This is a genomic window from Rouxiella chamberiensis (assembly GCF_026967475.1).
GTDB lineage: Bacteria > Pseudomonadota > Gammaproteobacteria > Enterobacterales > Enterobacteriaceae > Rouxiella > Rouxiella chamberiensis.
Genome location: NZ_CP114058.1, coordinates 3842935 through 3855653, shown reverse-complemented (window position 1 = coordinate 3855653; position 12719 = coordinate 3842935). Strand labels below are relative to the sequence as shown.

Genomic DNA, 12719 nt, shown 5'->3' with positions numbered 1-12719 from the left:
GTTTATTGGATTGCAAAAAACAATCCGCTTTTTTACGCTATTAAATCGCGCACGATGTTTTTACTGCTCATCAAGATGCAAATTTTTGCACCTTGATGGTTATCTCTTTTAGCGCATTAGGCCCGGTTTTGCAGATTTCGACGCAGGCATTGCAGCTGGTTCTTTTATCGCCGACATCTCCTCGACGCTGCATTCTGCGGCGCAGGCGATGGCTTCGGGGATGCCGATAGCCTGTTGATGCAGCGCGCGTCCGGCGTCGGTCAGCGAGATAATCACCTGGCGCTCGTCGATTTGCGCACGACGACGAACCAGCAGTCCGGCAATTTCAAGCCGCTTCAACAGCGGCGTAAGCGTGGCGGAGTCGAGAAACAGCTTTTCGCCGATATCCGACACCATCAATTCGTCCTGCTGCCATAACACCAGCATCACCAGATACTGCGGATAGGTCAGATCCAGCTGAGTGAGCAATTTACGATAGACTTTATTCAACGCCAGATTGGCGGAGTACAACGCAAAACACATCTGTTGATCCAGATGTAGCGAGTTGGTGGATGCAGTCTCTGCGCCGTCATTAGTAGCCATAAAATCAGTCTCTTTACTCATAACGAGAAAATATATCGCGCGCGATTTTATCGCAAGCATATTTACAAAGGGTGCTTTTTACCGCGCCCATGATATAACGATAGCAGGCATAACTTCTGGGGAAACTTTCATGACCGATTTTGTGGACAAGGCACGACGTTATGCCAGCAAGGCGCACGCCAGTATCGATCAGCGGCGAAAATACACCCATGATCCCTATATCGTGCATCCTGAGGCGGTGGTGAATATCGTGAGCAGCGTGCCGCACACGGAAACCATGCTGGCTGCCGCGTGGTTGCACGACACCGTCGAAGACACGCCGACAACGCTTGAAGATATCGCCAGCCATTTTGGTGACGAGGTCGCCGAATTGGTGTCGATGCTGACTAACGTCAGTTGCGACATGCAGGGGGATCGAATCGAACGGAAAAATCTTGACCGTCGCCATAGCGCGAAAGCCTCTGCCGCCGCCAAGACCATCAAACTTGCCGATCTTATCGACAATCTGCGCTCGCTCATTACCTATGACCCTGATTTCGCCAAAACCTATCTGGTCGAAAAGCGTCTGCTGCTGGAAGTCTTGAAAGAAGGTGACGCCACTCTGTGGCAACAGGCTGAACACATCATCAACGATGGCCTGCAAAGACTGCATCAACCGCCCCACAATATTCCGAGCGACTGGTTTCAGGGCACCGAAGCCGCCTATCGCGCAGATGAGTCGGCGTCGTAAATTCGCGGCGTGCCGAAAAGCAGGTATGGCTCCTTTGTGTTAATTGACTCTTTCATGCGATGACGGCTTCGGCCCCGTCGCCTATTCATGCACCCTGATAAATCGTCCATTTATTGCCCCGATACTGTACAAATGCGCCGCAATGGGGTGCCATGATGTGCATGCAAAAGGCGAGCGCTAGTAAAATTAATAAGTAAAACATCAAGTTAAAAAATGGCACGCCGCTTGCTTAGATGAATTCAATCTTGTGTACTAGATGGAATTCAAACTATGGCATCTGTATCAACTCCTTATACCGGCTTTCAGTTACGCGACTGGCAACACCATTATCAAAGCGCTCCCGACAGCCTGCGCAGCTCATTGGGGATTGTGTTAAACAGTCTCGACAACGCGGACAACGCCTGGCTATATCGCGCCACTCCTGCCCAGCTTGAAGCGCAGATAGCCTTGCTTGAAACGCTGCGCGAACCAGGCGGGCGGCGAGTTGACTGCCCTGCCGCTGTACGGCGTCCCTTTTGCGGTCAAGGACAATATCGACGTCGGCGGCTGGCCCACCAGCGCCGCCTGCCCCGCCTTCGAATATGTGGCAAGGGAAGATGCCGCCGTGGTCGCCAATCTGCGTGCCAAAGGGGCGGTAGTGATCGGTAAAACCAACCTCGATCAGTTCGCCACCGGACTGGTCGGCACACGCTCTCCCCACGGTGCGGTAAAAAATACCTTTAATCCTGACTATGTCAGCGGTGGCTCGAGTTCCGGCTCGGCCTCCGTGCTGGCGCGCGGTCTGGTGGCCTTTTCGCTCGGCACCGACACCGCCGGTTCAGGCCGCGTGCCTGCGGGTTTCAACAATATCGTCGGACTCAAGCCGACAAAAGGCTGGCTGTCGAATCGCGGGGTTGTCCCCGCCTGTCGTCTGAATGACGTGGTGTCCATCTTTGCGTTAACCGTTTCCGATGCCTATCAGGTCGCCTCGCTGGCGGGCGGATATGACCCCAAAGACGCCTACTCTCGCGCCAATCCGCATACCGCACCGGCGGCGATGTCCACACAACCGCGCTTCGCGGTGCCCGACACGCTGGAATTCTTCGGCGATACCGAATCCGAAAAAGCCTTCCAGCAGGCGCTGGACAAACTGGTCGGCAGTGGCGTGAATCTGGTCAAAATCGATTTCACCCCTTTCAACGCCCTCGCTGAACAACTTTACTACGGCGCATGGGTTGCCGAGCGCACCGTCGCCGTCGGCAAGATTTTCGAAGAGACGCCGGAAGTGATGGACCCTGTGGTGCGCGGCATTGTGGCCAACGGCCTGAACTATTCGGCCTGCGATGCCTGGAAGGCCGAATACCTGCGCGCCGAACTCTCGCGCACCATCAATCAGGCGCTGGAAGGGTTTGACGCGCTGGTCGTGCCGACATCACCCACGATCCGCACGCTGGAAGAGATGGTGCAGGAGCCTGTGCTCTACAATTCGCAGTTTGGCACCTACACCAACTTCACCAATCTCGCGGATCTCTCCGCGCTGGCGCTGCCCTCCAGCCTGCGCGAAGACGGCCTGCCTTCGGGCATTACCCTGATTGCTCCCGCCTGGCACGATGGCGCGCTGGCGGCCTTTGGCCGTCAGTGGCAACGCAGCCTGACGCTGCCGCTCGGCGCGACGGGCAAAACGCTTGATGCCGAGGGCGCGATGACCGCTCCCGTCGCCGCCAGCCGCAGTCATGTGCGTGTGGCTGTCGTCGGCGCGCACCTGACCGGCATGCCGCTGAACTTCCAGCTGACAACGCGCAACGCCGTTCGCGTCGAGCAAACCCGCACCGCCAGCGACTACAAACTCTATGCCCTCGCCAATACCCAGCCGCCTAAACCCGGTCTGGTCAAGGCCGAAGGCGGCAGCAGCATTATCGTCGAACTGTGGGATATCCCGCTGGCGCGCTTTGGCGAGTTTGTGGCGGAAATTCCCGCCCCGCTCGGCATCGGCACGCTGCAACTCGCCGATGGGCGCAGTGTGAAAGGCTTTATCTGCGAACCCTGGGCCATTGCCAGCGCGACCGACGTGACCTCGTTCGGCGGCTGGAGAAGCTATATCGAGCATCTGAAATCCACCGCCACGAAAAACGCCTGAGGAGCCACGACCATGTTTCATACTGTCCTGATTGCCAACCGGGGTGAAATTGCCTGCCGCGCCATTCGCACCCTGAAGCGCCTCGGCGTCACCAGCGTCGCGGTCTATTCCGATGCCGATCGCAATGCGCCGCACGTCACCGACGCCGATATCGCCATTGCCCTTGGCGGCGAAAAAGCGAGTGAAAGCTACCTGCTGATCGACAAGATTCTGGCCGCCGCCAAAGAAACGGGCGCACAGGCGATTTATCCGGGTTACGGGTTCCTCTCCGAAAGTGCCGAGTTCGCGGATGCCTGTGAAGCGGCCGGCATAGCCTTTATCGGTCCGACGGCCGAACAGATTCGCGAATTCGGCCTCAAGCACCGCGCGCGTGAACTGGCCGCCGAAGCCGACGTGCCGATGACTCCAGGCACCGCGCTGCTCGACAGTATTGAAGACGCGGTCACTGCCGCCGCACGCATCGGCTATCCGATCATGCTGAAAAGCACCGCAGGCGGTGGCGGCATTGGGTTGACCCGCTGCGACGACGAAGCCGCCCTGCGCAGCGCATGGGACAGCGTGAAACGCCTCGGCGAGCAATTCTTCCGTGATGCGGGCGTGTTTCTCGAACGTTTTGTGGATCGCGCACGCCACGTCGAGGTGCAGATTTTTGGCGACGGCAAAGGCAATGTGGTCGCGCTGGGCGAACGCGACTGCTCGCTCCAGCGCCGCAATCAGAAAGTGGTGGAAGAGACACCGGCCCCGAATTTGCCGCAGGCTACCCGCGAGGCGCTGCATCACGCCGCCGTGCAACTGGGCGAATCGGTCAACTACCGCAGCGCGGGCACGGTGGAATTTATCTACGACGCCGCCCGCGACGAATTTTATTTCCTCGAAGTGAATACGCGTCTACAGGTTGAACATCCGGTCACCGAAATGGTGACAGGTCTGGATTTGATCGAGTGCATGCTGCGCGTCGCCGCCGATCAACCGCTTGACTGGCCGCGCATGAAACAGGCACCAAAAGGCGCATCGATTGAAGTGCGTATCTACGCCGAAGATCCGCTGAAAAACTTCCAGCCCAGTCCGGGCGTGCTGACCGAAGTCTATTTTCCCGAAGACGTGCGCGTCGACGGCTGGGTTTCCACCGGCAGCGAAGTCTCCGCCTTTTATGATCCGATGATTGCCAAACTTATCGTGTACGGCGAAAACCGCGAACAGGCGCTGGAGAAAATGTCCAACGCACTGGCCGCGACCCGACTGCACGGTATTGCCAGCAATATCGACTATCTGCGTCAGGTCGTCGCCACGCCGGTCTTCCATCAGGGCGAAATGTGGACCCGCATGCTCGACGGTTTCGAGTATCGCCCTCACGCGGTCGAAATTCTTTCGCCGGGCACCTACAGCAGCATTCAGGATTATCCGGGACGTCTCGGCTATTGGGATATCGGCGTACCGCCGTCCGGTCCGATGGACGATTTCGCCTTCCGACTCGCCAACCGCATTGTGGGTAACCACCTCGATGCCGCCGGTCTGGAATTCACCCTGCAAGGCCCGACGCTGCGTTTCCACTGCGACGCGACCTTTGCGCTGACCGGTGCAGCCTGTCCGGCCGACCTGGACGGCAGGGAAGTCGCCTACTGGCAGCCGATTGCCGTAAAAGCGGGCCAGACATTGACACTGGGCCGTGCGACCTCGGGTTGCCGCACCTATCTCGCCGTGCGTAACGGCTTCGACGTGCCGGTGTATCTGGGCAGCCGCTCGACCTTTGCCCTCGGCCAGTTTGGCGGACACGCGGGCCGCACGCTGCGCGTCGCCGACATGCTGACCCTTTCACAGCCCGACCTGCCCGCCTGCACCACACCCGCGCCCGTGGATTTACCGCAGGCCGCCGCCGCCGACATCGTTCCGGCCTACGGCGATGTGTGGAATATCGGCGTGCTTTACGGCCCGCACGGCGCACCGGACTTTTTCACCGAAGCGTCCATCGACAGCTTCTTCGCCGCCGAATGGCAGGTGCACTACAACTCCAACCGCCTCGGCGTGCGTCTGACGGGGCCAAAACCGCAGTGGGCAAGGCTCGACGGCGGCGAAGCCGGTCTGCACCCTTCCAACGTTCACGACTGTGAATACGCGATTGGCGCGATCAACTTTACCGGCGATTTCCCGGTGATTCTGACCCGCGACGGACCGAGCCTCGGCGGTTTCGTTTGTCCGGTGACAATTGCCAAGGCGGAATTGTGGAAGGTCGGACAGGTGAAGCCGGGCGATCGCATTCGTTTCCATCCCATCAGTTTCGAGCAGGCACAGGCGCTGGAACTGGCGCAGCAGGGCACCATCGATTCACTGATGCCTATCGAAGCCATGGCCCTTCAGGTGCCGTCGCTGCTGCCGACCACAACGGCGTCGGCGGCAATTCTCGCCGAACTGCCTGCCACCGACGGCCGCCCCTGCATTGTCTATCGTCAGGCGGGCGATGGCTATGTGCTTGTCGAATACGGCGACAATGTGCTGGATCTGGCGCTGCGTCTGCGTATTTATCTGCTGATGAATGCCCTTCGCGAGTCGGCCGAGCCGGGCATCGAAGAGCTGTCTCCGGGGGTGCGTTCACTGCAGATTCGTTATGACAGCCGCGGTTCTGCACCAGTCGGCCTTGCTGCAACATCTGCTGACGCTGGAGCATCGACTGGCCGACGTCAGCAACCTGAAGATCCCGACCCGCATCGTGCATATGCCGATGGCGTTCGAAGACAGCGCCACGCTGGGTGCCGTCGAGCGTTATCAGCAAACCGTGCGCGCCGACGCGCCGTGGCTGCCGAACAACGTCGACTTCATTCAGCGCACCAATGGGTTGGCGACGCGTGAAGAAGTCAGAGACATTATTTTCGACGCCAGCTATCTGATCCTGGGCCTGGGTGACGTTTATCTTGGCGCGCCTTGCGCGGTGCCGGTTGATCCACGCCATCGCCTGTTGAGCTCCAAATACAATCCGGCCCGCACCTACACCGCCGAAGGCACGGTCGGCATCGGCGGGATGTACATGTGTATCTATGGCATGGACTCGCCGGGCGGCTATCAACTGGTTGGGCGCACGCTGCCCATCTGGAATAAATTCCTCAAGAATGAACAGTTTGCCGAGGGCGAGCCGTGGTTGCTGCACTTCTTTGATCAGGTGCGTTTCTATCCGGTTACCGAAGCCGAACTGGACGGGCAGCGCGACGCGTTCCGGGAAGGCCGCGCGCAGGTGCGCATCGAGCATTCCGAATTCGATTTTGCGCAATATACCCGTTTCCTCGCCGACAACGCAGAAGATATCGCCGCATTCCGCGAACGTCAGCAAAGCGCGTTCATCAACGAAGTGGCGCACTGGCAGGCTCAGGAAAGCGCGGCTGTCGAGGCGGCGGTCAACGGCGTTCAGCCTCTCGAAGACCTTGCCGATCAGCCGGGTCAGCTGGTCAGCGCGGATTTGAACGGCAACATCTGGAAAATTCTGGTCGAGCCGGGTCAACGCGTCGAGGCGGGTGAACCGCTGATTGTCGTCGAGGCCATGAAAATGGAGCTGTCGGTGAATGCGCCCTGCGCAGGCATTGTGCTGAAAATCGGCTGCCAGCAGGGTCGTCCGGTAGGACCGGGCGATGCACTTCTGTGGATTGAGAAAGAAGACCAAAAGGGATGAATCATGCAGTTAACTGGCGCACGTAACGGACGCAGCAAGACTCGCCCCGAAGGGTTGGCGGAACGGATTTATCTCCAGCTCAAGGACGATATTTTCAGTTTTCGCCTGCTGCCCGGCGACCGATTCAGCGAAAACGAAATCGCCGATCGTATGGAAGTCAGCCGCACGCCGGTGCGACAGGCGCTGTTCTGGCTGGAGCGCGAAGGCTATGTGGAGGTGTTTTTCCGCAGCGGCTGGCAGGTTCGGCCTTTTGATTTCGAGTATTTCGAGCAGTTGTACGACCTGCGCATTGTTCTTGAGCTGGAGGCGGTCAAACGCCTCTGCGCTCTGACAGCCATGCCCGAGCCGCTCGATGCATTGAAACGCTTCTGGATAGACGCGCCGAGACGGGAAGACGGGCAGGACGTGGCCCACTTCGACGAAGAGTTTCACATGACGCTGGTTGCGGCGGCGGGTAACGGCGAGATGGCGAAAATACACCGCGATCTGACCGAAAAAATTCGCATCATCCGGCGTCTGGACTTCACGCAGGATGCGCGCGTAAACGCAACCTATAACGAACACGCGAGTATTTTGCTCGCCATCATGCAACGTCAGACCGGGGAGGCACAACGCCAACTACAGGACCACATTGCCGTCAGCAAGGCCGAAGTGCGCAAGATAACGCTGCATATGCTGCATCAGGCGAGGCCGGAAAACGAGACGGATTCCCCGTCATCGTGATTTTTTCAGTCGAATTTTATACACAGCCAATAACGCCTTAACCTCGAACAGGAGATCGTATGAAACGTCGCAACTTTATTAAAGCTTTCGCACTTTCGGCATCCGTCGTCAGCATGGGTCTGGCCTTTGCCGCACAGGCTGCCGATACCATCAAGGTCGGCATCATGCACTCGCTTTCGGGCACCATGGCCATTTCCGAAACGCCATTAAAAGATGTGGCGCAGATGACCATCGATGAAATCAACGCCCACGGCGGCGTGCTCGGCAAGAAACTCGAGCCGGTGGTGGTCGATCCGGCATCAAACTGGCCGCTGTTTGCCGAGAAAGCCCGTCAGTTGCTTACGCAGGATAAAGTGGCGGTAGTGTTTGGCTGCTGGACGTCGGTATCGCGCAAATCCGTGCTGCCGGTGTTCGAGGAGCTAAACGGCCTGCTGTTCTATCCGGTGCAGTATGAAGGCGAAGAGATGTCGCCCAACGTGTTCTACACCGGCGCTGCACCCAACCAGCAGGCGATTCCGGCCGTGGAATATCTGATGAGCGAAGACGGCGGCAGCGCCAAACGCTTCTTCCTGCTGGGCACCGATTACGTGTATCCGCGCACCACCAACAAGATCCTGCGCGCCTTCCTGCACTCCAAGGGCGTTCAGGACAAGGATATCGAAGAGGTTTATACCCCGTTTGGCTACAGCGATTACCAGACCATCGTTTCGAACATCAAGAAATTCTCGGCAGGCGGTAAAACGGCTGTGATTTCCACCATCAACGGCGACTCCAACGTGCCCTTCTATAAAGAGCTGGCGAATCAGGGCGTGAAAGCGACCGATGTGCCGGTGGTGGCATTCTCGGTCGGCGAAGAAGAGTTGCGCGGTATCGACACCAAGCCGCTGGTCGGCGATCTTGCGGCCTGGAACTATTTCCAGTCGCTGGATAATCCAACCAACAAGGCCTTTGTCGCCCAGTGGAAAGCCTATGCCAAGGCGCACAATCTGCCGAACGCCAACTCTGCCGTGACCAACGACCCGATGGAAGCGACCTATGTCGGCATTCATATGTGGGCGCAGGCCGTTGAAAAAGCGGGCACGACCGATGTCGACAAAGTCCGCGCGGCGATGGCGGGTCAGACCTTCAAGGCACCGGACGGCTACACACTGACCATGGATGCCACCAACCATCACCTGCATAAACCGGTCATGATCGGCGAAATCCAGTCCAACGGGCAGTTCAACGTGGTATGGCAGACCGATAAACCGGTGCGCGCCCAGCCGTGGAGCCCGTATATCGCAGGCAACGACAAGAAGTCGGAGTCTCCGGTGAAGACCACGCAGCAGTAAAACGCAGTTAACCTGACGCTTTGTTTCGTGAAGATTTCCCTAAACGAGGCAAAGCGTCGGCGTATCGGAAAACTAAAAGCGATGATGACTATGATGAAATTCTTGCGCTTCTCCGGTTTGCGAAAAGCTCGGCCGATGAGCTGGCAGACCCTCACTTTCCTGCTTTGCTGCCTGCCGCTGTGGGCCAACGCCGGGCCTGCCGATGATTTTGCGGGAGCCAGTCGTTCCGGTCAGGCGATGCTGCTTCAGCAGTGGGCGACCGATCCCCAGCCCGAGCGCCTGCCGCTGCTGGAGGCACTAAAGCAGGAAAATGTCGTCATTGACGAGGCACATCACGCCTTTATCAAACAGGGTGAAACCCTGACGCCGCTGGAAGGCACCGCAACGCCCCAGGGTGAAACCCAAAAAGTCTGGTTGAACAACCGGCTGCGGAATCTGATTGCCAACGCTCTGTCGGCGCACCGACTGGTGAGCCAGGACAGCGCCGTTCGCCTGCAGGCTGCAAAATCCCTGCAACGCGAGGCGCAGGCCGACCAGTTACCGCTGCTGACCCGCCGACTGGCGCAGGAGCAGGATGACGTGGTTCATGCTGCCTTGAGCATCGCGCTGGCCAATTTACAGCTTAGCGACCCGAATCCCCAGGTGCGGTTGCGCGCCGTCGAACTGCTCGGCGAATCGGCGGATCCGGACACGCAGGGGCATTTGCAGCCCTTGACCGACCCGAAAGTCGAGGCGGACCCCCACGTCCGCGCCGCCGCGCTCGTCAGCCTGAAAGCCGTGCAACATCGGCTGATGATAGGTGACCTGCTGGGTCAGGCCTTTACCGGCCTGTCGCTCGGCTCGATTCTGCTGCTGGCGGCGCTGGGTCTTGCCATCACCTATGGCCTGCTCGGCGTCATTAATATGGCCCACGGCGAGATGCTGATGCTCGGCTCCTATTCGACCTATATGGTGCAATCGCTGTTCCAGCATTATGCGCCCGGCATGCTGGCGCTCTATCCGCTGGTTGCGCTGCCGGTGGCGTTCTTTATTACCGCCGGTATCGGCATGCTGCTGGAGCGCTCGGTGATTCGCCATCTTTATGGGCGTCCGCTGGAAACGCTGCTCGCCACCTGGGGAATCAGTCTGATTCTGATTCAGGGCGTGAGGGTAATTTTCGGCGCGCAGAACGTCGAGGTCGCCAATCCGAACTGGCTGTCGGGAGGCGTGCAACTGCTGCCCAATCTGGTGCTGCCGTACAATCGCATCGCGGTCATCATCTTTGTCTTGCTGGTGCTGGCGCTGACCTGGCTGCTTTTGAACAAAACCCGCCTCGGAATGAACGTTCGCGCCGTCACGCAAAACCGTGCGATGGCCGCCTGCTGCGGTGTGCCGACTGGGCGCGTCGACATGCTGGCGTTCGGCCTCGGCTCGGGCATTGCCGGGCTGGGCGGCGTCGCGCTGTCGCAACTCAGCAATGTCGGACCGGAACTGGGTCAGGGCTATATCATCGACTCCTTCCTCGTCGTGGTGCTGGGCGGTGTAGGCCAGCTCGCCGGAACGGTGGTGGCCGCCTTCGGCCTCGGCATCGTCAATAAAATCCTCGAGCCGGAAATCGGCGCTGTCTTGGGCAAAATCCTGATACTGGCGCTGATCATCCTGTTTATTCAGAAACGTCCGCAGGGACTCTTCGCCTTCAAAGGCAGGGTGATTGATTGATGACGCAACCTTTAACGATTACGGGCGTGCAAAAAGCGCCGCGTGTAGCGATAAGTCTGGGCGCACTGATCCTGATTATTCTGCTGGTGATGCCGTTTCTGGCGCTGCTGCCGCAGACCAGTCCGCTGGCGATTTCCACCTACACGCTGACACTGGTCGGCAAAATCCTCTGTTATGCGATCGTCGCGATCGCACTGGATCTTGTCTGGGGTTATGCCGGTTTGCTGTCGCTCGGCCACGGCCTGTTTTTCGCGCTGGGCGGATACGCAATGGGCATGTACCTGATGAGACAGGCGGCGGGCAGTGGTTTGCCGGACTTTATGTCGTTTCTTTCGTGGAATGAACTGCCGTGGTTCTGGGCCGGAACCCAGCACTTTGCCTGGGCGCTGTGCCTGATCATCCTGGTGCCCGGCGTGCTGGCCTTTGTCTTCGGTTATTTCGCGTTCCGTTCCAAAATTAAAGGGGTCTATTTTTCCATTATGACCCAGGCGCTGACCTACGCCGGTATGTTGCTGTTTTTCCGCAATGAAACCGGCTTTGGCGGCAACAATGGCTTTACCGGCTTTACGACCCTGCTCGGCTTTCAGGTGACGGCAACCTCGACGCGCGTCGGGCTGTTTATCACCACCGTGCTGTTGCTGGTGGCGAGTCTGGCGCTGGGCTTTGCGCTGGCGCGCAGCAAATATGGTCGCGTCTTGACGGCGGTTCGCGACGCCGAAAACCGGCTGATATTTTGCGGTTACGATCCCAAGGGCTTCAAGCTGTTTGTGTGGACGATTTCCGCCATGATCTGTGGACTGGCGGGCGCGCTGTATGTGCCGCAGGTCGGCATTATCAATCCGAGCGAGATGTCGCCGACCAACTCCATCGAGGCCGCCATCTGGGTCGCGCTTGGCGGACGCGGCACCTTGATTGGTCCCATCCTTGGCGCAGGTATCGTGAACGGCGCGAAAAGCTGGTTTACCGTCGCCATTCCCGAATACTGGCAGTTTATTCTCGGCGGCATGTTTATCGTCGTCACCCTGTTCCTGCCCGATGGCGTGATTGGCCTGCTGCGCAAGAGGAAATCGCAATGAATTCAATGACCACGACGGGCGATCTCTTTACTCAGCCGCTTCCGGCGGACAAGCATCGCGAACAGACCGACCCGATTCTTGCCCTGGAGAAAATCAATGTCAGTTTTGACGGCTTCAAGGCGCTGACCGACCTTTCGCTGCGCATCGGCGTCGGCGAGTTGCGCTGCGTAATCGGGCCTAATGGCGCGGGGAAAACGACCTTGATGGACGTGATCACCGGCAAAACCCGGCCAAAGTCGGGGCAGGTTATCTACGACCAGAATATCGACCTGACGCGGCTGGATCCCGTGCGCATTGCGCAGTCGGGTATTGGTCGCAAGTTCCAGAAACCCACGGTTTTTGAAGCGCTGACGGTGTTTGAAAATCTCGAGATTGCGCAGAAAACCCGTAAATCGGTCTGGGCCTGCCTGCGCGCCAAACTGAACAGCGAACAGCGCGACCGCATCGACGAGATGCTGGTGACGCTTCGTCTTCAGGGCGAACGTCATCGCATGGCGGGCATGTTGTCGCACGGCCAGAAACAGTTTCTCGAAATCGGCATGTTGCTGGTGCAGGAACCGCATCTGCTGCTGCTCGACGAACCCGCCGCGGGCATGACCGATGCGGAAACCGAGTACACCGCCGAGTTGTTTAAATCGCTGGCCGGCAAGCATTCCCTGATGGTGGTGGAGCATGATATGGGCTTTGTGGAAACCATCGCCGACCATGTAACGGTGCTGCATCAGGGACAGGTTCTGGCCGAAGGATCGCTGCGCGACGTGCAGGCCAACGAGCAGGTTATCGAAGTCTATCTGGGCCGCTAGGCCGC

Annotated in this window: 7 protein-coding genes and 2 pseudogenes; 8 read left to right on the top strand and 1 reads right to left on the bottom strand. The window is 58.7% G+C overall.

Annotated elements, in window-relative coordinates:
- Window positions 1-108: 108 nt before the first annotated feature.
- On the bottom strand, window positions 109-582 hold the full coding sequence (locus tag O1V66_RS17925) for a MarR family winged helix-turn-helix transcriptional regulator (RefSeq protein ID WP_269127943.1): 474 nt from the start codon (window positions 580-582) through the stop codon (window positions 109-111).
- A 130-nt stretch (window positions 583-712) separates the two neighbouring features.
- On the opposite strand from O1V66_RS17925, the gene O1V66_RS17920 reads away from it, so the two are divergent.
- From O1V66_RS17920 to urtD, 8 genes and pseudogenes are all read left to right on the top strand, one after another.
- A complete protein-coding gene (locus O1V66_RS17920) occupies window positions 713-1312 on the top strand; it encodes an HD domain-containing protein (protein WP_045048780.1) in 600 nt (199 codons plus the stop codon).
- 270 nt (window positions 1313-1582) lie between these two features.
- Window positions 1583-3428, top strand: a pseudogene (gene atzF / locus O1V66_RS17915) (allophanate hydrolase).
- 12 nt (window positions 3429-3440) lie between these two features.
- A pseudogene (gene uca, locus O1V66_RS17910) lies at window positions 3441-7083 on the top strand (urea carboxylase).
- Between the two features lie 3 nt (window positions 7084-7086).
- Window positions 7087-7806 (top strand): GntR family transcriptional regulator, encoded by a 720-nt coding sequence (locus O1V66_RS17905; protein WP_045048783.1) that lies wholly within the window; start codon window positions 7087-7089, stop codon window positions 7804-7806.
- A gap of 59 nt (window positions 7807-7865) precedes the next feature.
- Entirely contained in the window at window positions 7866-9137 is a 1272-nt protein-coding gene (urtA, locus tag O1V66_RS17900; protein WP_045048784.1) for an urea ABC transporter substrate-binding protein, read from the top strand.
- Between the two features lie 135 nt (window positions 9138-9272).
- The gene (urtB, locus tag O1V66_RS17895) at window positions 9273-10835 is read left to right on the top strand and encodes an urea ABC transporter permease subunit UrtB (RefSeq protein WP_045048785.1); all 1563 of its coding nucleotides are present in this window, start codon (window positions 9273-9275) and stop codon (window positions 10833-10835) included.
- Complete coding sequence (urtC, locus tag O1V66_RS17890; protein ID WP_045048786.1) at window positions 10835-11911, top strand: urea ABC transporter permease subunit UrtC; 1077 nt, start codon at window positions 10835-10837, stop codon at window positions 11909-11911. Before urtB ends, urtC begins: the two co-directional genes overlap by 1 nt.
- Window positions 11908-12714, top strand: coding sequence for an urea ABC transporter ATP-binding protein UrtD (gene urtD, locus O1V66_RS17885; RefSeq protein WP_152623646.1), 807 nt, complete (start codon window positions 11908-11910; stop codon window positions 12712-12714). The genes urtC and urtD overlap by 4 nt, the downstream gene beginning before the upstream one ends.
- Window positions 12715-12719 lie beyond the last annotated feature (5 nt).